The sequence below is a fragment of the Streptomyces sp. NPDC005262 genome, from assembly GCF_042872425.1.
GTDB lineage: Bacteria > Actinomycetota > Actinomycetes > Streptomycetales > Streptomycetaceae > Streptomyces.
Genome location: NZ_JBIAKK010000001.1, coordinates 114,533 through 138,755 on the forward strand (window position 1 = coordinate 114,533; position 24,223 = coordinate 138,755).

Sequence of the window (24,223 nt, forward strand, 5' to 3'; positions counted from 1 at the left end):
GGGGTTCTCCTCGGCTCGTCCCTGTCCGTCCCCCCGTCCCTGGGGGTCCCGGCGAATATCCCGCCCCGTGTGACGGCCGTCACCGTTACGTGCATTTAGTTCATATGTTTTCGGCCAGGCAGACTGTGAGCATGCGTCTCCCACGCCCCCGTACCCGTCCCCGCAGCCTGGCCGGTCAGCTCTTCGCGATGCAGGTGGTGCTGGTTGCGGCCGTGGTGGCGGGGTGCGCGTTCTTCGCGTACGTATCCGGGAGCGCGCAGGCGGAGGAGACCGCGACCCGGCAGGTCAGGGCGGCGGCGCTGGCGGTGGCCGATTCGCCGTCCGTACGGGAGGCTATCCGCACCCCGGACCCGAGCGCCGTGCTGCAGCCGTACGCGGAGCAGGTCCGCAGGGACACCGGGATCGCCTTCGTCACGATCATGAGCCCGGACCGGATCCGCTGGACGCACCCCGACGTGGACCGGATCGGGGAGACGTTCCTCGGCCACACCGCGAGGGCGCTGCGCGGCGAGACGTTCTCGGAGACGTACACCGGCACACTCGGCCCCTCGATCCGGGTCGTCACCCCGATCCGGGACGGCGGCAGGATCACCGGCCTGGTCAGCGCGGGCATCACGGTCGAGCGGGTCTCCTCGCAGGTGCGGGCGCAGCTCGGCGCGCTGGGGCTCGCGGCGGGCGGGGCACTCACCCTCGGCGGCATCGGCACGTATGTGATCAACGCCCGGCTGCGGCGCCACACGCACGGCATGAACGCCGCCGAGCTGAGCCGGATGCACGACTACCACCAGGCCACGCTGCACGCGGTGCGCGAAGGGCTGCTGATGCTCGACGGACAGCGCAGGATCGCGCTGGTCAACGACGCGGGCCGGGAGCTGCTCGGTCTGCCGCCTGGTGCGGTCGGGCGCCGGGTGACCGAACTGGAACTGCCGGCGCCGCTGACCGGGGCGCTGCTGGCCTCCGAGGAGCGGGTCGACGAGCTGCATCTGACGGCGGACCGAGTGATCGTGGTCAACACCCGTCCGGTGGTGGGCGGCGAACAGCGCGGAACGGTCGTGACCCTTCGCGACCACACGGAACTCCAGGCGTTGTCCGGCGAGTTGGACTCGGAGCGGGGGTTCACCCAGGCGCTGCGTTCACAGGCGCACGAGGCGGCGAACCGGCTGCACACGGTCGTCTCGCTCATCGAACTCGGCCGGGTGGACGAGGCGGTCGGCTTCGCGACGGCGGAGCTGGAGCTGGCACAGGTCCTCACCGACCGCGTCGTCGGGGCCGTCGCCGAACCGGTGCTGGCGGCGCTGCTTCTGGGCAAGGCCGCGCAGGCGAACGAGCGGGGGGTGGAACTGGTGCTCGCGGAGGACAGCGTGATCGACGACGGCGCGTTGCCCGCGACGCTGCCGCAGCGCGATCTGGTGACGGTCCTCGGCAATCTGATCGACAACGCGGTGGATGCCGCGTCGGACGCTGCGACGGCCCCGCCGCCCGACGCGGGTGTCCCCTCCGGTGCGGGGACCGCGCCCGGGGCGGGAGTGGCGGCGGACTCCGCGGCCGTGCCCGCCCAGCGCGGTGCGGCACCGCGCCGCCCCGGCCGCGCGCGGGTCACCGTCACCGCGCTCGCCGACGACCGTGAGCTGCTGCTGCGGGTCGCGGACACCGGGGCCGGAGTCGATCCGGACGTCGCCGCCGAGGTGTTCCACCGCGGCTGGTCGACGCACGGCGCCGGTCGCGGGCTCGGGCTGGCGCTCGTGCAGCAGGCCGTGCACCGGGCCGGCGGGACGGTCGCGCTGAGCGGAGGGCCGGACGGCGGCGCGGAGTTCACCGTGCGGCTCCCGTTGTCGCCCTCGCCCACGCAGCGGCACACGCCGAAGGAGCCCACTCCGTGATCCAGGTGCTGGTCGTCGAGGACGATCCCGTGGCCGCCGACGCCCACAGGCTGTACGTCGGCCGGGTCCCCGGCTTCACCGTGGCCGCGGTCGCGCATTCGCGTGCGGAGGCGGTACGGGCGCTGGACCGTACCCAGGTCGATCTGCTGCTCCTGGACCTGTATCTGCCCGATGGACACGGTCTGCAGCTGCTGCGGTCGCTGCGCGCCGCCGGGCACACGGCGGATGTCATCGCCGTGACGTCGGCGCGGGATCTGGCCGTGGTCCGGGAAGGGGTGTCGCTCGGTGTCGTCCAGTACGTGCTGAAGCCGTTCACCTTCGCCACCCTGCGCGACCGCCTCATGCGCTACGCCGAGTTCCGTGCGGCGGCCGGTGAGGCGAGCGGCCAGGACGAGGTGGACCGGGCGCTCGGCGCGCTGCGGGCTCCGCAGCCGTCCCGGCTGCCCAAGGGGCTGAGCGGCCCGACACTGGAGGCGGTGACCCGTGCGCTGCGGGCCTCCCCGGACGGGGTGACCGCGGCCGCGACGGGCGTGGAACTGGGCATCTCGAGGATCACCGCACGCCGCTATCTGGAGCACCTGGTGACGGTGGGCCGTGCCGTCCGCAGTCCGCAGTACGGGCAGATCGGGCGGCCGGAGCTGCACTACCGGTGGGTGGCCGAAACGCGCTGACCGTGCGCCCGTCCGTACGTCCGGCCGTGGCGACGCCATCCGCACATCCAGCTGCATTTCCACCCGTACGCCGCACCGACAACAAGCGCTTCCCGCACGGGGATTGACCTTGTCGACGGGCCGGTCCTACGGTCACGGTCTCAGCCCCCGTGGCTATGAGGAGGTCGTGCCCGTGCGCCCCACCGCCCCACTGATCCTCGCCGCCGCAGTCACCGTTCTGGCTGCCGGCTCGCTGACCGCCTGCTCCTCCGGTTCCGGCAGTGACCCGGACACCGTGAAGGTCGCGTACAACCGTTCCACGGACAACAAGATCCGGTTCAAGGACGCCTATATCGAGTCGGTGAAGAAGCAGTTCGAGAAGGAACACCCCGGCAAGAAGATCAAGCTGATACCGATTCAGGCGGCGGACAACGACTACGCCACCAAGGTGCAGCAGATGATGCGCTCGCCGAAGACGGCACCGGATCTGGTCTACGAGGACACCTTCCGGATCAACTCCGACATCAAGGCCGGCTATCTGCGGCCGCTGGACGCATATCTCGCCAAGTGGGACACCTGGAGCCAGTTCGTGGACACGGCGAAGGCCGCCGCGAAGGCCGAGGACGGCAAGACGTACGGCGTCCCGGACGGCACCGACACCCGCGGGCTCTGGTACAACAAGAAGATCTTCGCCAAGGCGGGGCTACCGGCCGACTGGCAGCCGAAGAACTGGGACGAGGTCCTGGACGCGGCCCGCGCGATCAAGAAGAAGGTCCCCGGCGTCATCCCGCTGAATGTGTACACGGGCAAGGCCCCGGGCGAGGCCGCGGTGATGCAGGGCTTCGAGATGCTGCTGTACGGGACCGGCGACGACCCGCTCTACGACCCCGGCGCCAAGAAGTGGGTGGCCGGCGGGCAGGGCTTCCGCGACGCGCTCGGCTTCGTGGGGACGGTGTACGGGGAGAAGCTCGGCCCTGATCCGTCCGACGCGCTCGACCCCAACGTCGGTACGCACGTGGCCACCGAGTGGTTCCCCGAGGGCGAACTGGCCATCTCGCTGGACGGCTCCTGGATGGGCCAGAACTGGATCAACGAGGGACCCAAGGCGTGGCCCGAGTGGAAGACGGAGCTCGCCCAGACCCCGATGCCCACCCAGAACGGCCAGGCGCCCGGGAAGGTCTCCATGTCGGGCGGCTGGACCTGGGCGATCCCGCAGAAGGCCAAGAACCCGGATCTGGCCTGGGAGTTCGTCAAGACGATGCAGACCCCGCAGAACGCGTCGAAGTGGGATGTGGTGGGTGCGCAGATCGCGGTGCGCGAGGACGTGGCGAAGGATCCGGCGTATCTGAATTCGATGCCCGGCATCGAATTCTTCACCGGCCTCGTCCAGTACACCCACTACCGTCCCGCTCTGCCCGTCTACCCGCAGGTGTCGACGGCCATCGGTGAGGCGATGGAGAAGGTGACGACGGGCGACGGATCACCGGAGTCGGCGGCGAAGGAGTACGACGAGCAGCTGAAGACCCTCGTCGACGGCGCGGTCGTCACGAAGTGAGCGGCGCCGCGTCGAAAGCCGGACCTCTGCGATCGCGGCGAGCGGGGTCATGGCAGCAGGCAGGGTCGCGGCGGCCGGCGGGGACGTGGCGGCGGGCAGGGCGGTGGCTGCCGATCGCCCCCGCGACCGCGCTGCTGCTGCTCTTCCTCGCCGGCCCCATCGGCTACTGCGTGTGGATCGCCTTCACCAACACCCAGCTGACCGGATCGTCGAGCTCCGACTTCGTCGGCTTCGCCAACTTCCGGCGGGCGTTCGCCGACGACAACTTCCGTAACGCCGTCCAGCTGACGCTCGCCTTCACCTTCCTGTCGTCGATCGTCGGACAGAACACCCTGGGACTGGCGCTCGCGGGCCTGATGCGGGCCGCGTCCCGCCCGGTGCGTACGGTCACCGGGGCGCTGGTCGTCACCGCCTGGGTGCTGCCGGAGATCGTCGCGGCCTTCCTGCTGTACGCGTTCTTCCGCCGCGAGGGCACTTTGAACGCGATCCTGGACCAGCTCCATCTTCCGGCCCAGAACTGGCTGTTCACGCTGCCGATCCTGGCAGTTTCGTTCGCCAACGTGTGGCGTGGGACGGCGTTCTCGATGCTGATCTACTCGGCGGCTCTGGCCGAGATCCCGCAGGACATCACGGAGGCCGCCGAGGTCGACGGGGCGAGCGGGCCGCGCCGGCTGTGGCACATCACGCTGCCGATGATCCGCCGTTCCATCGGCACCAATCTGATGCTCAACACCTTGTCCACGCTCTCCGTGTTCGGACTGATCTGGGCGATGACCCGCGGCGGACCGGGCAACCGCAGCCAGACGCTCCCGGTGTTCATGTACGACCAGGCGTTCGTGAACAGTCTGATCGGCTACGGAACGGCGGTGGCGCTGCTGCTGCTTCTGGTGGGATCCCTGTTCTCGATCGTCTATCTGCGGCTGATGAAGGTGGAGGTGTGACGGGCGTGAAAGGCGTGACGACGTCCCGGCGCACCCGGGCGCGGCTGGCGTCCGACGGGGCGCTGCTCCTGGTCGCGGTGGCGTTCGCGCTGCCGCTGGTGTGGCTGCTGTTCGCCTCGCTGGACGGCAGCGCCGACCTTCGGGTGCGACCGCCCACGTCACCGACTCTGGAGAACTTCGACGCGGTCCTCACCGACGAGATCACCTTCACGCCGATGCTCAACAGTCTGCTGCTGTGCGGCAGTGCGACGCTCCTGACCGTGGTGTGCGCGGCGCTGGCCGCGTATCCGCTCTCCCGCCACCGCTCGCGCCTGACCCGCCCGTATCTGCTGACGATCCTGTTCACCACCTGCCTGCCGATCACCGCGATCATGGTGCCGGTGTACGGGCTCTTCGTACAGGTCGATCTGATCGACACGATGTACGGGACGGCGCTCTTCCTCGCCACCGCCCAGCTGCCCTTCGCCATCTGGCTGATGAAGAACTTCATGGACGGCGTGCCGAAGGTGCTGGAGGAGGCGGCCTGGACGGACGGGGCGTCGACGACTCAGACGCTGGTCCGGGTGGTCCTGCCGCTGATGGGGCCGGGGGTGGGTGTGGTGACGATCTACACCTTCATCATGCTGTGGGGGAACTTCTTCGTCCCCTTCATGCTGCTGCTCTCCCCCGAGCAACTCCCGGCCTCCGTCTCGATCTTCACCTTTTTCGGCAACTACGGATCGGTGGTCTACGGGCAGCTGGCCGCGTTCTCGATCCTGTACTCGACGCCGGTGCTGCTGCTGTACATCCTGATCTCGCGCCGCCTGGGCGGTGGGTTCGCCCTGGGCGGCGCGGTCAAGGGATGAGCGGGCGGGGCAGGCCAGTACGTTCCTACGAGCCGTGATCTCGGTCGAACACACCGTAGTCAGGCCGGGTCCCGGCTCCTACGGTGGGGCCGTGCACCCCACCCCGCCCTTCAACGCCCCCGCCGCGCGCCGACTGCGCGAGGCCCTGGGGATGGCGCCCGGTCATGTCGCGTACAGCCTCGGCGCCCAGTACGGACTCCGGATCGGCGCGGACACCGTCACCGCCTGGGAGCGTGGTCTCGCGCTGCCCGGCGAGAAGGAACTCACGGCGCTGGCCGGAGTGCTGTGGTGCGCGCCGGGCGATCTGCTGACCGCCGCCCGCACCCTGCGCGAACACCGGGTGGCCCGTGGCCTGGCCGTGGACGAGCTGGCGCGGCTGCTGGGGCTGGCGGTCCCCGCGTACCAGCGGATGGAGGATTCGGGGCGCTGGCGCGGCAACGAACGCCAGTCCGCGGCGCTCAGCGAGGCGTTGGAGCTGACGGAGGCCGACTTCGTGACGGCGACCGGGCGGCACGACGAGCTCGGGGAGCTGCTGCGCAGCGCGGTGACGACGCGCTGGCAGGCGTACGCCCGGCCGGTGGCGAAGCTGGTGCCGCTGGAGCGGCGGCTCCTGCAGGACGTGCTGGAACAGCTGCACTCCGACTACCAGGCACTGATGGTGTCCACGCTGAGCTGGAGCACGGGGGGTCCGGAGCGGGCGGGCGCGGACGGGGAGGCTGGGCGGGCGTTTCTGGACGGGATCGTGGAGCGGTTCTGGCAGGCGGCGGGGGCCTAGCGCGGCCGGCGGGCCGCCCGGCCCGGGCTTCGGTGGCCGGCTCCGGAGCCGGCCACCGAGGAGAGTCGGACCCGCCGGTCAGAACACCGACTCCGCCTCGTACATCCGGTCCATCGGCACCGTCTTCAGCTGTGCGATCGCGTCCGCCAGCGGCACCATCGTGATGTCGTTGCCGCGCAGCGCCGTCATCCTTCCGAAGTCGCCGCGGTGCGCCGCCTCGACCGCGTGCCAGCCGAAGCGGGTCGCGAGCACCCGGTCGTACGCGGTCGGCGTGCCGCCGCGCTGGACATGGCCGAGAATGACCGGCCGGGCCTCCTTGCCGAGGCGGGTCTCCAGCTCGACCGCGAGCCGGTTGCCGATGCCCTGGAAGCGCTCGTGGCCGAACTGGTCGATCTCGCCCTTGGCGTACGGCATCGAGCCCTCGACCGGGTGCGCGCCCTCGGCGACGCAGATGACCGCGAACTTCTTGCCGCGTGCGAAGCGCTCCTCGACCATCTTGACCAGGTCCGCGACCTCGAACGGCCGCTCGGGCAGACAGATGCCGTGCGCGCCGCCCGCCATGCCGGACTCCAGGGCGATCCAGCCCGCGTGCCGGCCCATCACCTCGACGACCATCACCCGCTGGTGCGATTCGGCCGTGGTCTTGAGACGGTCTATGGCTTCGGTGGCGACGCCCACCGCCGTGTCGAAGCCGAAGGTGCGGTCGGTGGACGAGATGTCGTTGTCGATGGTCTTCGGAACGCCGACGACGGGCATCCCGGCGTCCGACAGCATCCGGGCCGCGGTGAGGGTGCCCTCCCCGCCGATCGGGATCAGCACGTCGATGCCGTAACGGCGGCTCAGCTCGTCACAGTTCTCGGCGGCTTCGCGGAGCCGGTCGCGCTCCAGCCGGGCCGAGCCGAGGATGGTGCCGCCGTGCGCGAGGATGCCGCTGACCGCGTTGAGATCGAGGGGGCGGTAGTGACCGTCGAGGAGTCCCTTGAAGCCGTCCTCGAACCCGATGACCTCATCGCCGTGACCCACCACGGCGCGGTGCACGACCGACCGGATCACTGCGTTCAGACCTGGGCAATCGCCGCCTGCGGTGAGAACTCCGATGCGCATCGTGCCGTATCTCCTGCTCGTTAGTGCCGTGCATGTCGGGGGCGACTGCGGAAACCCCCGTACCGTGAGCCACAACGATTGTCCCACGTCAGGTCCGGACCTCGCGCTCTCGGCCTGTCGGGGGCGCGGCACCCGACCGCTGCGGGGCGTGTGCAGCACCCCGGAACAGGGGCTTCGCCCGGGGGGGGCGGCTGGTCCGCACCCGCAGGTATCGTCAAAAAGTGCAATACCACATCAACCGGCCAGAACGACGGGAGAGCGTGCGTGACGCGCAGTGTGTACGTGACGGGGATCGACCGGGGAGACGGCCGCCAGGTCGTCGATCTGGGAGTCATGGAGCTCCTGACGCGTCAGGTGGACCGGGTCGGGGTGTTCCGGCCGCTGGTCCACGACAGCCCCGACCGGCTGTTCGAGTTGCTGCGGGCCCGCTACCGGCTCAGCCAGGACCCGTCGTCGGTCTACGGCCTGGACTATGCCGAGGCGTCCGCGCTGCAGGCGGAGAAGGGTACCGACGAACTGGTCTCGCGGCTCGTCGACCGCTTCCATCGAGTGGCCCGGATGTACGAGGTGGTGCTGGTCCTCGGCACCGACTTCGCGGCCACGCAGCTCCCCGACGAGCTGGCGCTCAACGCCCGGCTGGCCAATGAGTTCGGCGCCTCGGTGATCGTGGTGGTCGGCGGGAAGGGGCAGGACGCGGAGTCCGTGCGGGCCGAGACGCGCAATGCCTACCGGGCGTACGCCGGTCTGGGCTGCGACGTCCTCGAGATGGTGGTGAACCGGGTGGCGGCCGAGGACCGCGAGGTCATCGCCGAGCGGCTGACGGCGCGGCTGCCCGTGCCGTGTTCGGTCCTGCCGGACGACGCCGCGCTCTCCGCGCCGACCGTCGCCCAGATCACCGCGGCGCTCGGCGGAACCGTACTGCTGGGCGACGACGCGGGGCTGGCCCGGGACGCGCTGGACTTCGTCTTCGGCGGCGCGATGCTGCCGAATCTGCTGAACGCGCTGACGCCCGGCTGTCTGGTGGTCACGCCCGGGGACCGGGCGGATTTGGTGGTCGGCGCGCTGGCCGCGCACAGCGCCGGCACCCCGCCCATCGCGGGTCTGCTGCTGACGCTGGACGAGCGCCCCGGCAAGGAGATACTCAAGCTGGCCGCACGGCTCGCACCGGGCACCCCGGTCGTGTCGGTGGCCGGCGGCTCCTTCCCCACGGCGGGCGAACTCTTCACGCTGGAGGGGAAGTTGAACGCGGCGACGCCTCGCAAGGCGGAGACCGCACTCGGCCTCTTCGAGCGCCATGTGGACACCCCCGCCCTGCTGGACCGGATCTCGGTGGCCCGCAGCAGCCGCGTCACCCCGATGATGTTCGAGCATGAGCTGCTGGAGCAGGCCCGCGCGGACCGGCGCCGGGTGGTACTGCCGGAGGGCGCCGAGGAGCGGGTGCTGCGCGCCGCCGATGTGCTGCTGCGCCGCGACGTCTGCGATCTCACCCTCCTCGGCGACCTGGACGTCATCCGGAAGAAGGCGGCCGACCTCGGCATCGATCTTGCCGATACCCAGCTGATCGACCCGCAGACCTCCGAGCTGCGCCAGGCGTTCGCGGAGCGGTACGCACAGCTGCGCGCGCACCGCGGGGTCACGGTGGAGCTGGCCTACGACGTCGTCTCGGACGTGAACTACTTCGGCACCCTGATGGTCCAGGAGGGCCTGGCCGACGGGATGGTCTCCGGGGCCGTGCACTCCACCGCGGCGACGATCCGCCCCGCCTTCGAGATCATCAAGACCCGGGCGGACGCGTCGATCGTGTCGTCCGTCTTCTTCATGTGCCTCGCCGACAAGGTCCTGGTGTACGGCGACTGCGCGGTCAACCCGGACCCGGACGCGGAGCAGCTCGCGGACATCGCCGTCCAGTCCGCCGCCACGGCCGCCCGCTTCGGTGTGGAGCCGCGGATCGCGATGCTCTCCTACTCGACGGGCACCTCGGGCACGGGAGCCGACGTCGACAAGGTGCGCCGGGCGACGGACCGGGTGCGTGAGAGCCGGCCGGATCTCAGGATCGAGGGCCCGATCCAGTACGACGCGGCGGTCGAGCCGAGCGTGGCCGCGACCAAGCTGCCCGGTTCGACGGTGGCGGGGCAGGCGACCGTGCTGATCTTCCCGGACCTGAACACCGGCAACAACACGTACAAGGCCGTGCAGCGCTCGGCGGGCGCCGTGGCTGTGGGGCCGGTGCTCCAGGGGCTGCGCAAGCCCGTCAACGACCTGTCGCGCGGTGCGCTGATCCAGGACATCGTGAACACCGTGGCCATCACGGCGATCCAGGCGCAGGCCCAGGAGCGAACCGCATGACCACCACCCCTACGAAGGAAGGTTCCGCCGGCGTGCAGGCCCGTCGCGTACTCGTCCTCAACTCCGGCTCCTCGTCGGTGAAGTACCAGCTCCTCGACATGAACGACCGCTCCCGGCTCGCGATCGGCCTGGTCGAGCGGATCGGCGAGGAGAGCTCCCGTCTGCTGCACACCCCGCTGACCGGGGGCGACACCGAGACACGCGAGCGCACCGGCAGGATCGCCGACCACGCGGCGGCGCTGAAGGCGGCCGCCGAGGAGCTGGCCGCCGACGGACTGGGCCTCGACTCCCCCGAGCTGGCGGCGATCGGCCACCGGGTGGTGCACGGCGGACTGCGGTTCACCGAACCCACTGTCGTCACCGACGAGGTGCTGACGGAGATCGAGCGGCTCGTCCCGGTGGCACCGCTGCACAACCCGGCGAACATCACCGGCATCCGTACCGCCCAGGCGCTGCGCCCCGATCTGCCGCAGGTCGCCGTCTTCGACACCGCGTTCCACACGACGATGCCGGAGCACGTGGCGCGGTACGCGATCGACGTGGAGACCGCCGACGCGCACCGGATCCGCCGCTACGGCTTCCACGGCACTTCGCACGCGTACGTCTCCCGCAAGGCCGCCGAACTGCTGGGACGTTCCCCCGAGGAGGTCAATGTCATCGTGCTGCACCTGGGCAACGGCGCCTCGGCCTCGGCGGTGGCGGCCGGCCGGTGCGTGGAGACGTCGATGGGGCTGACCCCGCTGGAGGGGCTGGTGATGGGGACACGGTCCGGGGACATCGACCCGGCGGTCACCTTCCATCTGAAGCGGGTGGCAGGGATGTCCACCGACGAGATCGACGTCCTGCTGAACAAGAAGAGCGGTCTGGTCGGGCTCTGCGGGGACAACGACATGCGGGAGATCCGGCGCCGCATCGACGATGGCGACGAGCGGGCGGCCCTGGCGTTCGACATATACGTGCACCGGCTGAAGAAGTACATCGGCGCCTATTCGGCGGTCCTCGGGCGGGTGGATGCCGTGGTGTTCACGGCGGGGGTCGGGGAGAACTCGGCGCCTGTACGGGAGGCTGCCATCGCCGGTCTGGAGGAACTCGGCCTGGTGCTGGACGCCGGTCTCAACGCCGTTCGGTCCGGCGAACCGAGGCTGATCTCGCCCAACTACGCGCGGGTCGCGGTCGCCGTGGTGCCGACGGACGAGGAGCTGGAGATCGCCGACCAGACCTTCGCACTGGTCGGACAGGCCGAATCGACCGGACAGCCGGTGCCGGTCGGACAGGTCGACAACTGAGCACCCCCGCGCCCCTTTGTATCTTCCACCAGACGGAATATTCCGCAGCGAAACAAACCGATAGGATCCGCCTCATGCGCCGTTCCAAAATCGTCTGCACCCTCGGTCCCGCCGTCGACTCCCATGAGCAGCTCGTCGCTCTGATCGAGGCCGGCATGAGCGTGGCCCGTTTCAACTTCAGCCACGGCTCCCACGAGGAACACCAGGGCCGTTACGACCGCGTCCGCATGGCGGCCGCCGAGACGGGCCGGGCGGTGGGCGTGCTCGCCGACCTCCAGGGTCCGAAGATCCGCCTGGCGAAGTTCGCCGAGGGCCCCGTCGAACTGGTCCGTGGGGACGAGTTCACCATCACCACCGAGAACGTCCCCGGTGACAAGTCGATCTGCGGTACGACCTACAAGGGTCTGCCGACCGATGTCGCCAAGGGCGACCCGATCCTGATCAACGACGGCAACGTCGAGCTGAAGGTCATCGCGGTCGACGGCCCCCGGGTCAGGAGCATCGTCATCGAGGGCGGGGTCATCTCCGACCACAAGGGCATCAACCTGCCCGGTGCCGCGGTGAACGTCCCGGCCCTGTCCGAGAAGGACGTGGAGGACCTCCGGTTCGCCCTGCGGATGGGCTGCGACCTCGTCGCACTCTCCTTCGTGCGGGACGCCAGCGACGTCAAGGACGTCCACAAGGTGATGGACGAGGAGGGCCGCCGGGTCCCCGTCATCGCCAAGGTGGAGAAGCCGCAGGCCGTCGAGCACATGGAGGGCGTCGTCATGGCGTTCGACGGTGTCATGGTCGCCCGTGGCGACCTGGCCGTCGAATACCCCCTGGAGAAGGTCCCGATGGTGCAGAAGCGCCTGGTGGAGCTCTGCCGGCGGAACGCCAAGCCGGTGATCGTGGCGACCCAGATGATGGAGTCGATGATCACCAACTCGCGGCCGACCCGCGCCGAGGCGTCCGACGTCGCGAACGCGATCCTGGACGGCGCGGACGCGGTCATGCTGTCCGCCGAGTCCAGCGTCGGCGCGTACCCGATCGAGACGGTCAAGACGATGTCGAAGATCGTCGTCGCAGCCGAGGAGGAACTGCTCTCCAAGGGTCTGCAGCCGCTGGTGCCGGGCAAGAAGCCCCGTACCCAGGGTGGTTCGGTGGCCCGCGCGGCCTGCGAGATCGCGGACTTCCTGAACGGCAAGGCGCTGGTCGCCTTCACCAAGTCCGGTGACACGGCCCGCCGGCTCTCACGCTATCGCGCCGCACAGCCGATCCTGGCCTTCACCACCGACGAGTCCACCCGTAACCAGCTCGCGCTGAGCTGGGGCGTCGAGGCCCACGTCGTGCCGCACGTGGACAACACCGACGCCATGGTGGACCTGGTCGACGCGGAGCTGCTGAAGCTGAGCCGCTACAACGCCGGCGACACGATGGTCATCACGGCCGGTTCGCCCCCCGGCGTCCCCGGCACCACCAACATGGTCCGGGTGCATCACGTGGGCGGCGGCGCCCGCGACTGACGCGCCCTCCCGCACCGGCACAGGACTGTGGCCCGCACCCCCCTCGAAGGGGGTGCGGGCCACAGTCCTGTGCGGCTCCCGAACGGGTCCTGGATCCATGGGCGCTAGCTGTTGCCGCCGGTGAAGTAGTTGTGCAGCCCGGGCACCGTGAGCGTGCCGCCGAACTGGCCGGCCTGAGTGACCTTCACATTGGTGAAGAACGCGAACGGTACGTTCACCGGCGGCGGGGTCTGGGGGCTGAACGTGATCGGGATGAGGCCGAAGAGGTTGCCCTTCAGCTCCTCCGTGTACATCGTCACCGTGCCGTTGCGGATGGTGGACGTGGAGCCCTGCCGCGCCTGGACGTGGCCGGTTGTGCCGTTCGGCCCCTCCGTCAGCTGGTGCAGGTCCTTGATGTCGACGGACGAGGCGGTGAACTTGAGCACCTTCTTGGTGGTGCCGTCGCCCTTCTCCACCTCGACGATGCCCTTGTAGTCGAGCCCGCTCAGGGTGAGCAGCGAACTCTCCAGGATCCACGGCTGGTTCGGCAGCCGGGGGATGCCCTGCTCCAGGTCGGCCGCGGCCAGCGCCTTGGGGTCGGCGGTGGGGCACGGGAAGCGCTCCTTGGCGCCGTCCGGGATGTCCAGGTCCTTCACGGGGTCGAGGCCCTTGACCCCCTCGTCGAGCTCCTCGACGGACTTGCCCGCCTTGCCCGCCGCGTCACGGATGGCGTCGGCGGTCTTGCCGACGGTGTCCGTGACCTTGCCGACGGGGTTGTCGGTCGACTTGGTCGCGGTATCGGACGGCTTCGGGGACGCGGTGGTGGCGCTCGGGGACGGACTCGCCGTCTCCTGGTCCGATCCCCCGAGGAGGCCCTTGAGCGCGTCGCCGACGCCCAGCGGGTCCAGCGCGTTCTTTGTCGCCGTGGGCGACGGGGAGGCGCTCGGCGTCGCGGCGGACGCGTCGCTCGACGAATTCGACGTGTCGCTCGACGAGGTCGCCGAAGGCTTCTGGGTCGCCCCGTCACCCTGGTCCGAACCGCTGCCGCTGTCGCCGGTGGTCTCACTGGCGGACGGCGACGGGGACTTCGTCTCCGAGGCCGACGGCTCCGGAGATTCGCTCGGCTCGTCGGAACGAGTCACGCAGGGGCCCGGCGCGAACGGGATGTCCGTCGCGTCGTCGGCCAGCGCAAGCTTGGGGGTGAGCCCCATCCCGACAAAGACCGCCGTCGGCATCGCGGCGAGAGCGAAGGCCTTGCCCGCGGGTATGTGCAGCTTCGTCAGCAGTGACTTCCTGGGGGCCGCGTGACGCGGCCCGCTTCTGCCCCGGAAAACCTCGCCTCCGGTCGAGTTCAGCTGCGTCTCGTCACCCCGCACTGTTCCTCCCGCCGTTGGCTTCAACTTTGCCGTTCGTGCTGTCGTCGCTCCACGGAGCGGGACCCGGGCTGTACGTAGGTCCGGCGCCGAGCTGAGGTTCCGTACCGTACGGCTCCGAACCCTCGGGAGTCTCCGGGCCCTTCGGGGAACGTCCGGCCGCGTGCTTGGCCGGCTGCTCGCCTGTGGGTGTGCCCGGGGCCCAGGACAGGGCGAGGCAGCCGCCGATCAGGGCGAGCAGGAACCCGACCACGAAACCGCCGAGGTTGGACACCGGAATGGAGACCAGCGCCAACAGGATCGAGGCGACACCGGCGAACACCCGGACAATTTGGTGGTACCACATGGTCAGGCCGAGCGTGACCAGCAGTACACCGATGATCAGTGAGCCCGCACCCGCCGTGGTCGCCATGGCCAGCGTGAGGTGGCCGAGCTTGAGATTGGCGTACGGGAAGTACGCGATCGGCGCCCCACCGAGTGCGGTGAGCAGGCCGGCCCAGAACGGCCGGGTGTGCCGCCAGGCACGGAACCGCAGCCGCCAGTAGGCGAAGTCGCGGGAACCTGTGGTCTCGGCGCTCATGGAAAACAGCTCCCTGGAACCGGTATTGCTGTGAAAAGAGAGTGGGAGACGGGCAGGCGGGGCAGCTTCACGCTTCCCCGCCCACCCGGGCGGAGTGCTTAGTAGCACTCCTTGACGCCGTTGTAGAGGCGCATGCTCAGGCCGCTGAGCTTGAAGGTGCCGGCGGTGGTCGCCCACGCCTTCTGCTTCACGTTGTCGAGAACCGCACGGTCCGCCTGCTGGGCGAAACCGTTCTCGTTGACGTTCTCGCCTTCCTTGATCTTCGGACCCTTGTTGGCGTCCTTCGCCGCAACACCGATGTCGATGTTGGTGAACGTGGCGTCGGCGTCCAGATCCGCAACGTCGAGGTACAGGTTCTCGGCGTGCACCGGGGTACCGCCGCCGCCGGCCTTCAGCTGGAGGCTGACGGACCCGAGGAGCGGGATGTCCGGCGTGACCACGGACTGGCACATGCCCGTGATGTCGGCCGACTTGAACGACGAGATCGCGACCGGGTGCAGGGTCTTCTTGTCACCCTTGAGCTCCGCGTAGCCGGCGTCTATGCCGCCGTACTGCGAGAAGCCCTTGCCGTCCAGGTGCTCAGCCGTCACCTTGAACGACTGGCCGGAGACGCTGAACGAAGCGGCCAGCGCACCCTGTGCAAGGGATACACCTACCGCTGCCGTCAGGGCGACGCTCGGCACCATGACGAGAGCGAACCGCTTCCATCTGGTCCCGCCACGAACTTGGGACTCCATGACTTTCCTCCTTCTCGGACGTACATCTCCGGTCCGGGCCTGGCCCGTCCTGGGATGGGAGAAGTGCTACGTCCTCGGGAAGGAGAGCGCCGGAACCGGAGGCGTGAACCGCGTCCGAATCACTGGCGATCACCCCCGAGCGACAACCACTGGCCACGCGTTCGCGCAACCTGTTCGGACAGGCCCTGCCGGTCAGCAGGAACCCCCCTGTCCGCAGTCGGCGCCACTGCCGCCGACCGACTCGGTGGGGACCCAATTCGGCCGCCGCGCCGACTGGCGGTCGGGCTGGCGTCATTGGACCGAGCGTGGCCGATCGTGGTCCATTCGCGCCCGCGACACAAGGGGGATCGTTACTGGCTAGTAACGGCCCGATAACCGATGCACAACCGGGTGACATCGACCGGCCACACAGGGTGGTGCAGGCCGCATGGAGAAAAGGGGAGATGGAGGTTCGTAAGCGGACAGATCCCAGCGCACGCTTTACTGCGAGTAACAGCCCGAGCTTTTATCAAGATTTGGTAAAGCAGGGGCAGGTCGTGTCGCTGGACCGCAGAAAACGGCCGTGGCGCCGGCGAGGCGCCACGGCCGCGTTGTCACATCAGAACAGGACCCGGGCCAGCGCCGTGCGTGCGGCGATGACGCGCGGGTCCTCCGGGCCGATCACCTCGAACAGCTCGAGGAGGCGCAGCCGCGCCGCATCCCGCTCGTCACCGAAATTGCGGCGCACGGTCTCGACGAGCCGCCCGAAGGCGTCCTCGACATGACCGCCGACCAGGTCCAGATCGGCGGCGGCGATCTGCGCCGTCACATCGCCCGGCTTCTCGGCGGCGTCGTTGCGGACCTGCTGCGGGTCCATGTCCCGCACCCGGGAGAGCAGTTCGGCCTGAGCGAGACCCAGCTTGGCCTCGGTGTTGGCCGGGTCGTCGGAGAGTACGTTCTTGTACGCCTGGACGGCGCCGGCGAAGTCGCTTGCGTCCAGCGCCCGGACCGCCGCTTCGAGCAGCGCGTCGTACGGACCGGCCGGCACCTCGGCCGGGCCCTGCTCCGCTCCCTCCGGACCGGCCGCGGCCGCGTCGACCGCGATCCCGGTGAGACCGAACCGTTCCTCGCCGACCTGGATCAGCTGGTCCAGGGTCTGCCGGATCTGGGCCTCCGGCGCCGTGCCCTGGAAGAGCGGGAGGGCCTGCCCGGCGACGACGGCGAAGACCGCCGGGATGCCCTGGATACCGAACTGCTGCATCAGCATCTGGTTGGCGTCGACATCGACCTTGGCCAGCAGGAAGCGGCCGTTGTACTCCTGGGCCAGACGCTCCAGAAGCGGCCCCAACTGTTTGCACGGCTCGCACCACTCGGCCCAGAAGTCGATGACGACGGGGACCTCGGCGGAACGCTGGAGAACGTCGCGCTCGAAGCCCGCCTCATCGACATCGATCACCAGGGCGGACGGGGGCACGGCGCCGCCGCCACCCTGCCGGGCGGCCTCGGCACGGGCCTGCTCCGCCTTCACCTTGGCCTCGCCGGCCGCCTTCACCGCGGCGAGGTCGACGACGCCGCTCATGGACATGTTCCTAGGCTGCATACGTACATCCTCCCCCCTTGGCACACCGTTCCGGAAAGCGATCCGGGAACCGCATCCGTCCGTGGCTCCCGCCGGTGTGCGGGGCGCACGGACATCCACGGCCCGAGGGCCCTCCAGGGCCCTTTTTCCGCCGGGTCCCCACCCGGCGCATGTGGCTGTCGTTCGCTCGTGGCGCAGCAACGGCACGGCCGTCGTCCTTACGCTACGACCCGTAGCGTAACTGGCTCGCACCCCTGGTGCACAAGAGTGTTCGGTGATCTGTCTCACGACGAACGGGAACGGCTTGTTCTCGCTACTGGCGGGTATGGTCACGGGATGCTGAGCGACGGCCACCCCAAACCCGCACGAACGGGACGACCACGCAGCGCCGCGGCCGATGAAGCGATCCTGGAAGCCTGCCGGGCCTCGCTGGTCGACCTCGGCTGGTCGAAGCTGACGATGGGTGATGTGGCCACACGGGCCGGGGTCGCCAAGACGACCCTCTACCGCCGCTGGGCCGGAAAGAACGAACTGGTCGTCGACGCCGTCGCGGTCCTCTTCGACGAGCTGGAACTGCCCGATCTGGGCAGCCTGTCGGCCGATGTGCAGGGCGTGGTGCTGCAGTTCGCCGGGCTGCTGGAGCGGCCGGAGACCAGGACCGCGCTGATGGCCGTCGTCGCCGAGTCGACCCGCGACGAGGCGCTGCGGGCCCGGATCCGCGACTCGATCGTGGACCGGCAGAAGCGGCTGGTGCTGCTGGGGCGGCAACGGGCGCAGCAGCGTGGCGAGTTGCCCGTCGAAGCGGACGAGGCGACGGCGGCCATGACGGCCGACCTGATCTTCGATGTGATCGCCGGCGCGGTCGTGCACCGGGCACTGGTGAGCGCCGAGCCCGTCGACGAGGACTGGGCCCGGCGCTTCACGGTTCTGCTGCTCGCGGGGCTGGGCGCGGCGGCCGCCACGTAACGCGGGGCCCCTGGCCGCGCCCCCGTCAGAAGCCGGGCGGCTCGGTGTACGTGCCCCACTCGTCCCGCAGGACCCCGCAGATCTCACCGAGCGTCGCCTCGGCCCGTACCGCGTCGAGCATCGGTCCGATCATGTTCGAGCCGTCGCGGGCGGCGGCGAGCATCGCGTCCAGTGAGGCGCGGACCCGGGCGTCGTCACGGGCGGCCTTGCGGCCGGCGAGCTCGCGGACCTGCTCGCGCTCGACCTCGTGGCTGACCCGCAGGATCTCCAGGTCGCCGGTGACCGAGCCGTGGTGGACATTGACGCCCACGACCCGCTTGTCGCCCTTCTCCAGCGACTGCTGGTACCGGAAGGCGGACTCGGCGATCTCGCCGGTGAACCAGCCGTCCTCGATCCCGCGCAGGATGCCGGAGGTCATCGGCCCGATGGGGTGCTGCCCGTCCGGGTGCGCCCTGGTGCCACGCTCCTTGATCTGGTCGAAGATCTTCTCGGCGTCGGCCTCGATCCGGTCGGTGAGCTGCTCGACGTACCAGGAGCCGCCCAGCGGGTCCGCCACGTTGGCGACACCGGTCTCCTCCATGAGCACCTGCTGGGTGCGCAGCGCGATCTCGGCGGCCTGCTCGGAGGGGAGCGCGAGGGTCTCGTCGAGGGCGTTGGTGTGCAGCGAGTTGGTGCCGCCCAGGACGGCGGACAGGGCTTCGACCGCGGTCCGTACGACGTTGTTGTACGGCTGCTGGGCGGTGAGGGAGACCCCGGCGGTCTGGGTGTGGAAACGGAGCCACTGCGCCTTGTCGGTCTTCGCCCCGTACACCTCCTTCATCCAGCGGGCCCAGATCCGGCGGGCCGCGCGGAACTTGGCGATCTCCTCGAAGAAGTCGAGGTGCGCGTCGAAGAAGAAGGAGAGCCCGGGGGCGAAGGTGTCGACGTCGAGCCCGCGGGAGAGGCCGAGCTCCACGTAGCCGAAGCCGTCGGCGAGGGTGTACGCGAGCTCCTGCGCGGCCGTCGCCCCGGCCTCGCGGATGTGATAGCCGGAGACCGAGAGCGGCTTGTACGCGGGGATGGCGGCGGCGCAGTGCTCCATCAGGTCGCCGATCAGACGCAGATGGGGCTCGGGCTGGAAGAGCCACTCCTTCTGCGCGATGTACTCCTTGAAGATGTCGGTCTGGAGCGTGCCGTTGAGTACCCCCGGGTCGACGCCCTGGCGCTCGGCGGCGACCAGGTACATGCAGAAGACGGGGACGGCGGGGCCGCTGATCGTCATGGACGTCGTGACGTCGCCGAGCGGAATGTCCTTGAACAGGACCTCCATGTCGGCGGCGGAGTCGATGGCGACACCGCAGTGCCCGACCTCGCCGAGCGAGCGCGGCTCGTCGGAGTCGCGGCCCATCAGCGTCGGCATGTCGAAGGCGACGCTCAGCCCGCCGCCGCCCGCGGCGAGGATCATCTTGTACCGCTCGTTGGTCTGCTCGGCGTTGCCGAAGCCGGCGAACTGGCGGATGGTCCAGGTGCGGCCGCGGTAGCCGGTCGGATAGAGACCCCGGGTGAACGGGTACTCGCCCGGCCAGCCGATCCGCTCGAAGCCCTCGTAGGTGTCCCCGGGGCGGGGCCCGTACGCGGGCTCGACCGGGTCCCCGGAGAGCGTGGTGAAGTCCGCGTCACGCTTGCGGGCCTTGTCGTAACGGGCCTGCCAGCGTCGGCGGCCTTCCTCGATCGCGTCAGCATCCATGGAACCCAATTTACTAGGACGTCCTAGTAAATGTCGATGACAAACCGCCCGGCGCTTTGCGCGGGGCGGTTCGGGTGGGGCCGGGTCAGACCTTGGCGGTCACCGGGGAGCCGTCCGCGATCAGCGGCTCGACCTCCTGCACGACCTTGCGCTCCACGAAGAACGCGGCGGTCGGGATCGTGCCGGAGATCAGCACCCAGAGGAGCTTGCCGATCGGCCACTTCGCCTTGGAGCCCAGGTCGAAGGCGAAGATCAGGTAGATGATGTACAGCACACCGTGGATCTGGGAGACGACGAGCGTCAGGCCCTCACCGGTGTCGAAGCCGTACTTGAAGACCATGCAGGTGCAGAGCACCAGCAACATGACGGCGGTGACGTAGGCCATCACCCGGTACCGGGTCAGCACACTGCGTTTCATGGCAACGAGCGTAACCGGGCAGCTGGGGGGATCTTGAAGCGGGCCGGGGGCCGCGCGCGCCGGACCCCGGGAGCCCGGCACGACTCGAACGAAGGACCCTATTTCTCTTCGAAGTCGTGGGCCGCGACCCGCAGCGGACGCAGCATGGCGAAGATCTCCCCGCACTCCTCGGCGTCGTACACCCCGAGTCCGAACTCCATGTCCACCAGGTCCCGGGTGGCCACCTCGACCACCTCGCGGCCCTTCCCGGTGATGGAGGCGAGCGTGCCGCGACCGTCGTTCGGGTTGGGCCGCTTGGCGACCAGACCGGACCTGACGAGCCGGTCCACCGTGTTCGTGACGGAGGTGGGGTGGACCATCAGCCGCTCGCCGATCTTGGACATCGGCAGCTCGCCCGCCTTGGAGAAGGTGAGCAGCACGAGCGCCTCGTACCGCGCGAAGGTCAGTCCGTACGGTTTGACGACCGCGTCGACCTCGGCGAGCAGGATCTGCTGCGCACGCATGATCGAGGTGATCGCCCCCATCGCGGGGACCGGACCCCAGCGCTGCTGCCAGAGTTCGTCGGCACGGGCGATGGGGTCGAACGGGAGACTGAGCGGCTTCGGCACGGCACCGACCTTACCCACTGGTCATATGCTGGTCAGCCCCGTCTCGTACTTCGGTCCGGCTACCGTCCACAGGTGCGGTCACGCGTGCGGTCCTGCTGACCTCGCGGACCAGCAGAAGGGTGCAGACGACGCCGATCGCCCCGGAGCCGGCGACCACCCGGTGCACGGGGAGGAACTCGGCGGCGAGGCCGGCGAGGGCCATGCCGATGCCCTGGACCGTCATCAGTCCTGCGGTCAGCAGGGTCATGGCCCGGCCCCGCAGCTCCTCGGGGACGGCGTCGACGAACCACTGGTCGAGGCCGATGATGTACGCCGCCCCCACCCCGGCGAGCGCGAGCGCCACCAGGGTCAGCGGCAGACCGGGGCGGAGCCCGTACAGCAGGAGCGGCAGCAGCCCGGCGGCGGCGACCGGCAGCACGATCCGGGAGCGGATGCGCGGGGCCAGCACGGCGCCCGCGTACAGCTCGGCGGCGATGTGTCCGACCGGCATCGCGCACATCAGCAGCCCCAGGGCAGCCGGGCCGAGGCCGATCTCGTCCGCGTACGGGGCGGCGAGAGCCTCCGGTGCGACGACGAACAGCGCGGGTACCCAGAAGAGCAGCATCAGCGCGCGGATTCTGCGGTCGGCGAGGACGGTGCGGGACCCGGCCAGTGATGCCTTGAGCAGCGCGCCGCCGCGGTCACCGCCGGTCCTGGCCGGCCGGTTGCGGGTGCCGAAGCGGAGCAGGGCCGCCGAGCAGAGGAACGTCCCGACGGTGATCGTGATCGCCCCACGCGCGGACAGTGCCGCAAGCAGCACACCGCCCACGCCGAAGCCGATCAGCAACGCGCTCTGCGAGACGAGCCGCAGCAGCGAGCGGCCCAGTACGTAGAGGTCGCCCTCGCCGAGGATGTCGGTGAGCGCGGCCATCCGCGTCCCGGTGAAGACGGGCGACACGGAGGCGACGAGACAGCGCAGCGCGAGGAGCCCGCCGACCGGGGTGCCCGGCAGCACCATGACGGCGACGCAGCCCGCGCAGATCAGATCGCAGGTGACGAGAACCCGGCGGGCCGGGTAGCGGTCGGCGACCCCGGCGAAGAGCGTGCCGCCGACGAGGTACGGCAGGAAACCCAGCGCGAACGTGAGGGCGCTGAGCAGGGGCGAGCCGGTGAGGTCGTAGACGAGGACGGTGAGCGCGAGTTCGCTCACCACGACGCCGAGGAGGGAGAGCAGATGGGCCGCGAAGACGGCACGGAACTCCCGCACGGCGAAGACCGCACGGTAACCGCGAGGGGTGGGTTCCGGGGACGCGACGGGGGCCCGGTCCCGGAGCGCGGGCGACGGCTTCGGGTCAACGGGGTCGGCGCGCTCCGGGGAAGGGGCCGAGACCGGAACCGGTCCGGCGGGACGGGCTGTCGCGGCGCGGGGCGCGGCTGACGGGTCGCGTGGGCCCGCCGGACCGTGCGGGGTGTCCGCCGCGTCGCGGGCGCCGCCCGCCGGAGTGGGGCTGTTGCTCGGCATGGCCGCAGCTTGGAGGACCGGGCGCCCCGCTCCGTAGACTTTCGGCTGATGCCGAATCTTCGCGAGGCCGCCCATGCCGTTCCATCTGCATTTCGACGAGAGCGATCTGCTTCGCTGCCGGTTCGCGCTCTCCCCGCTCTGGGAGACCCAGGCCGCGGTGCGCACGCTTCTGCACCCGGGGCGGCACGGGTACCACCAGCCGTGGCTGCGGCGCATCCAGGACGCCGCCGCGGGGCTCGACCTCGGGCCGCTCTGGTCGTTGATGCCGGACGGCGGACACAACCCGGACTTCCTCTGCCCACCGCCGCTGGGGCCCTACGCCTCGTTCGAGGAGGAGATCGCCGGTGTACGCGCCATCGACCCCCGGCTCATCCGCGAGGACCTGGCCCTGACGCTCGCCGACCAGCCGGGTGCACTGCACTCCCCTGCCGGGCAGGCACTGCTCGCCGACCCCGCGCGGGCACTGCACGAGCTGGCCGCACTCCTGGAACAGGCCTGGCGGACCCTGGTCGAGCCGGACTGGCCGCGGCTGCGCGCGTTGCTGGAGGCGGACATCGCGTACCACTCGCGCCGGCTGGCCGAGGTCGGCTTCGCGCGGCTGCTCGGTGAGCTGAGTCCCCAGCTCAGGTGGACGGACTCGACCCTCACGCTGGTCGGGATGAAGGGCCGGCACTCCCGGGTGCTCGGCGGGCAGGGCCTCGTCCTGATGCCGAGCGTGTTCGCCTGGCCGGATGTGGTCAGCGGATACGAACCGCCCTGGCTGCCCGCGGTGATCTATCCCGCGCGTGGGATCGGCGGGCTGTGGTCGGAGCCCGCCGACCGTACGCCGCAGACGCTCGCCCGGCTGCTCGGCCGGGCGCGGGCCGACGTACTGTGCGCGCTCGACGAACCGGCCGGGACGAGCGCCCTCGCCCACCGGCTGGGCCTCGCACCGTCCTCCGTGTCGGCCCACCTGTCGGTGCTGCGGGCGGCGGGGCTGCTGACGTCGCGGCGGTACGGACATCAGGTGCTGTACGAGCGCACACCCCTCGGGATCGCACTCGCGGTGACGTCCGGCACGGACACCGGGTGACGGCGAGCCCCCGCGCCGTGCGGCGCGGGGGCTCGTCAGGTGGTGCGACGGGCCGGTGTCAGCCCGCGAGGTACCGCTCGACCGTCTCGACCTTGGAGGTCAGGCCGTCGGTGACGCCGGGACGGATATCGGCCTTCAGTACGAGGGAGACACGTCCCGCACGGGCTTCGACGGCCGCGACGGCCCGCTTGACGACGTCCATGACCTCGTCCCACTCACCCTCGATGGAGGTGAACATGGCGTCCGTACGGTTGGGCAGTCCGGACTCGCGGACGACCCGGACGGCGTCGGCGACGTACTCGCCCAGGTCCTCGCCGACCCCCAGCGGACTGACGGAGAAGGCGACGATCATGCCTCGACCACGCCTTCCCGGCGGGCGCGGGCGGCGATGACGCCGTCGGTCTCGTAGCGCTTCAGCACCTTGTCGCCGTAGAGCCCGCCGAACGGGAGCAGCGCCAGCAGGAAGAAGAGGGCGACGCGCTTGAACGGCCACTTGGTCTTGGACCAGACGTCCAGCAGCAGGACCATGTAGATCACGAAGAGGACGCCGTGCAGCGTTCCGAGCGGCATCATCAGGAAGTCGATGTCCGAGACACGGCTGAGGATCGAGCCAAAGATGATCAGCGCCGGGAAGGAGAGCGCCTCGGGAATCGAGATGAGGCGCAGCCGGTGCAGGGCGGTGGCGGTCTTGATGTCCACGAGGGCACCTTCGGTGGGAGGATCGTGACGGCTTGTGAATACAAGCACAAGCGTCCCCCATTGTGACATCGCGCCCCACATGCCCCGGGGGCGGGGGGCCGCACCCGCCGCTGGGCACT

The 24,223-nt window shown here is 70.0% G+C and carries 22 protein-coding genes; 11 read left to right on the forward strand and 11 right to left on the reverse strand.

The annotated features are described in order from the left end of the window. The first annotated feature begins 131 nt into the window (after positions 1-131). The 6 genes from ACFYP5_RS00445 to ACFYP5_RS00470 all read left to right on the forward strand — a co-directional run bounded on the left by ACFYP5_RS00445 (position 132) and on the right by ACFYP5_RS00470 (position 6,646). Complete coding sequence (locus ACFYP5_RS00445) at positions 132-1,880, forward strand: ATP-binding protein (RefSeq protein WP_389028602.1); 1,749 nt, start codon at positions 132-134, stop codon at positions 1,878-1,880. Next, positions 1,877-2,551 carry a response regulator gene (locus ACFYP5_RS00450; protein WP_030916115.1) on the forward strand — a complete coding sequence of 225 codons (675 nt, stop codon included), beginning with the start codon at positions 1,877-1,879 and terminating at the stop codon, positions 2,549-2,551. Before ACFYP5_RS00445 ends, ACFYP5_RS00450 begins: the two co-directional genes overlap by 4 nt. 172 nt (positions 2,552-2,723) lie before the next feature. After that, positions 2,724-4,085: an ABC transporter substrate-binding protein gene (locus ACFYP5_RS00455; RefSeq protein WP_389028605.1), complete on the forward strand. Its 1,362-nt coding sequence runs from the start codon at positions 2,724-2,726 to the stop codon at positions 4,083-4,085. A 107-nt stretch (positions 4,086-4,192) separates the two neighbouring features. Continuing rightward, entirely contained in the window at positions 4,193-5,026 is an 834-nt protein-coding gene (locus ACFYP5_RS00460; protein ID WP_389030660.1) for a carbohydrate ABC transporter permease, read from the forward strand. Beyond that, a complete protein-coding gene (locus ACFYP5_RS00465; RefSeq protein WP_037821749.1) occupies positions 5,023-5,871 on the forward strand; it encodes a carbohydrate ABC transporter permease in 849 nt (282 codons plus the stop codon). Before ACFYP5_RS00460 ends, ACFYP5_RS00465 begins: the two co-directional genes overlap by 4 nt. Positions 5,872-6,022: 151 nt before the next feature. Next, complete coding sequence (locus ACFYP5_RS00470) at positions 6,023-6,646, forward strand: helix-turn-helix domain-containing protein (RefSeq protein ID WP_389030663.1); 624 nt, start codon at positions 6,023-6,025, stop codon at positions 6,644-6,646. A 78-nt stretch (positions 6,647-6,724) separates the two neighbouring features. Here the strand turns inward: ACFYP5_RS00470 and ACFYP5_RS00475 are convergent, their stop codons facing one another. Further along, positions 6,725-7,750 carry an ATP-dependent 6-phosphofructokinase gene (locus ACFYP5_RS00475; RefSeq protein ID WP_389028608.1) on the reverse strand — a complete coding sequence of 342 codons (1,026 nt, stop codon included), beginning with the start codon at positions 7,748-7,750 and terminating at the stop codon, positions 6,725-6,727. A gap of 264 nt (positions 7,751-8,014) precedes the next feature. On the opposite strand from ACFYP5_RS00475, the gene pta reads away from it, so the two are divergent. The 3 genes from pta to pyk all read left to right on the forward strand — a co-directional run bounded on the left by pta (position 8,015) and on the right by pyk (position 12,887). After that, the gene (gene pta, locus ACFYP5_RS00480; RefSeq protein ID WP_389028611.1) at positions 8,015-10,096 is read left to right on the forward strand and encodes a phosphate acetyltransferase; all 2,082 of its coding nucleotides are present in this window, start codon (positions 8,015-8,017) and stop codon (positions 10,094-10,096) included. Beyond that, positions 10,093-11,382: an acetate kinase gene (locus ACFYP5_RS00485; RefSeq protein ID WP_389028614.1), complete on the forward strand. Its 1,290-nt coding sequence runs from the start codon at positions 10,093-10,095 to the stop codon at positions 11,380-11,382. Before pta ends, ACFYP5_RS00485 begins: the two co-directional genes overlap by 4 nt. Positions 11,383-11,456: 74 nt before the next feature. Next, positions 11,457-12,887, forward strand: a complete 1,431-nt coding sequence (gene pyk, locus ACFYP5_RS00490; protein WP_389028617.1) for a pyruvate kinase — start codon at positions 11,457-11,459, stop codon at positions 12,885-12,887. A 104-nt stretch (positions 12,888-12,991) separates the two neighbouring features. Here the strand turns inward: pyk and ACFYP5_RS00495 are convergent, their stop codons facing one another. From ACFYP5_RS00495 to ACFYP5_RS00510, 4 genes are all read right to left on the reverse strand, one after another. Continuing rightward, a complete protein-coding gene (locus tag ACFYP5_RS00495) occupies positions 12,992-14,242 on the reverse strand; it encodes a hypothetical protein (protein WP_389028620.1) in 1,251 nt (416 codons plus the stop codon). Then, positions 14,232-14,819 carry a DUF6114 domain-containing protein gene (locus tag ACFYP5_RS00500; protein ID WP_389028623.1) on the reverse strand — a complete coding sequence of 196 codons (588 nt, stop codon included), beginning with the start codon at positions 14,817-14,819 and terminating at the stop codon, positions 14,232-14,234. Before ACFYP5_RS00500 ends, ACFYP5_RS00495 begins: the two co-directional genes overlap by 11 nt. A gap of 98 nt (positions 14,820-14,917) precedes the next feature. After that, positions 14,918-15,556, reverse strand: coding sequence for a DUF6230 family protein (locus tag ACFYP5_RS00505; protein WP_030916080.1), 639 nt, complete (start codon positions 15,554-15,556; stop codon positions 14,918-14,920). Positions 15,557-16,154: 598 nt separating this feature from the next. Then, a complete protein-coding gene (locus tag ACFYP5_RS00510) occupies positions 16,155-17,120 on the reverse strand; it encodes a tetratricopeptide repeat protein (RefSeq protein WP_389030666.1) in 966 nt (321 codons plus the stop codon). A 330-nt stretch (positions 17,121-17,450) separates the two neighbouring features. On the opposite strand from ACFYP5_RS00510, the gene ACFYP5_RS00515 reads away from it, so the two are divergent. Then, positions 17,451-18,080, forward strand: a complete 630-nt coding sequence (locus ACFYP5_RS00515; RefSeq protein WP_376252279.1) for a TetR/AcrR family transcriptional regulator — start codon at positions 17,451-17,453, stop codon at positions 18,078-18,080. 25 nt (positions 18,081-18,105) lie between these two features. Here the strand turns inward: ACFYP5_RS00515 and ACFYP5_RS00520 are convergent, their stop codons facing one another. From ACFYP5_RS00520 to ACFYP5_RS00535, 4 genes are all read right to left on the reverse strand, one after another. Next, positions 18,106-19,806 (reverse strand): methylmalonyl-CoA mutase, encoded by a 1,701-nt coding sequence (locus tag ACFYP5_RS00520; protein ID WP_389028626.1) that lies wholly within the window; start codon positions 19,804-19,806, stop codon positions 18,106-18,108. A gap of 85 nt (positions 19,807-19,891) precedes the next feature. After that, complete coding sequence (locus tag ACFYP5_RS00525; RefSeq protein WP_389028629.1) at positions 19,892-20,224, reverse strand: DUF3817 domain-containing protein; 333 nt, start codon at positions 20,222-20,224, stop codon at positions 19,892-19,894. Between the two features lie 98 nt (positions 20,225-20,322). Further along, on the reverse strand, positions 20,323-20,832 hold the full coding sequence (locus ACFYP5_RS00530; protein WP_389028632.1) for a MarR family winged helix-turn-helix transcriptional regulator: 510 nt from the start codon (positions 20,830-20,832) through the stop codon (positions 20,323-20,325). A 10-nt stretch (positions 20,833-20,842) separates the two neighbouring features. Continuing rightward, entirely contained in the window at positions 20,843-22,333 is a 1,491-nt protein-coding gene (locus ACFYP5_RS00535) for an MFS transporter (RefSeq protein WP_389028634.1), read from the reverse strand. A gap of 73 nt (positions 22,334-22,406) precedes the next feature. Between ACFYP5_RS00535 and ACFYP5_RS00540 the strand changes: the two genes are divergently transcribed. Further along, positions 22,407-23,405 (forward strand): DUF5937 family protein, encoded by a 999-nt coding sequence (locus tag ACFYP5_RS00540; RefSeq protein WP_389028637.1) that lies wholly within the window; start codon positions 22,407-22,409, stop codon positions 23,403-23,405. A gap of 58 nt (positions 23,406-23,463) precedes the next feature. Here the strand turns inward: ACFYP5_RS00540 and ACFYP5_RS00545 are convergent, their stop codons facing one another. After that, a complete protein-coding gene (locus tag ACFYP5_RS00545) occupies positions 23,464-23,757 on the reverse strand; it encodes an MTH1187 family thiamine-binding protein (RefSeq protein ID WP_389028640.1) in 294 nt (97 codons plus the stop codon). Then, positions 23,754-24,104 carry a DUF3817 domain-containing protein gene (locus ACFYP5_RS00550; protein ID WP_389028643.1) on the reverse strand — a complete coding sequence of 117 codons (351 nt, stop codon included), beginning with the start codon at positions 24,102-24,104 and terminating at the stop codon, positions 23,754-23,756. Before ACFYP5_RS00550 ends, ACFYP5_RS00545 begins: the two co-directional genes overlap by 4 nt. Between the last annotated feature and the right edge of the window lie 119 nt (positions 24,105-24,223).